Consider the following 628-nt stretch of genomic DNA (forward strand, 5'->3'; position numbering starts at 1 on the left):
GCGCGGCGCAGCGGCGCGCGCTGCTGCTGGACGAGCAGGCCGCGGAGCTGTCGCGCGCGCTGGAGGAGCAGAGCGCGCTGCAGGAGCTGATCAGCCACCGGGCGATGCACGACCCGCTGACCGGGCTGGCCAACCGGGCGCTGTTCAACGACCGCCTGGAGCAGGCCACCGCGCGGCGCTCGCCGTCGGCCCGGCACGCCCTGCTCCTGCTGGACCTGGACGGGTTCAAGCACGTCAACGACGGTTACGGCCATCCGGTCGGTGACCAGCTGCTCATCCAGGCCGCCCGCCGCCTGCGGGAGACCCTGCGCGAGGCCGACACGCTCGCCCGGCTGGGCGGCGACGAGTTCGCCGTGCTGCTGGAGGACGTCACCGCCACCGAGGCCGGGGAGGTCGCCGGACGTGTCGTCGACGTCGTCGCGGAGGCCTACACGGTGGGCGAATACGCCCTGCACGTGACCACCAGCGTCGGCCTGTACATGATCGCCGAGTCCGCCGACGCGCAGGACGCGCTGCGCGACGCCGACCTGGCGCTGTACGCGGCCAAGGCGGCCGGCAAGAACCAGATCAGCGTGTTCCACCAGGGCCTGCGGGTGGAGCGGCTCGACCAGGCCCGCATCGCCGAGGG

The 628-nt window shown here is 73.7% G+C and carries 1 protein-coding gene; it reads left to right on the top strand.

Annotated elements, in window-relative coordinates:
* Positions 1-628 (top strand): diguanylate cyclase domain-containing protein (locus tag ACWJ6R_RS37675; protein ID WP_449066756.1); only part of this gene is annotated, 628 nt, incomplete at both ends.

The sequence above is a fragment of the Planomonospora algeriensis genome (assembly GCF_977012225.1).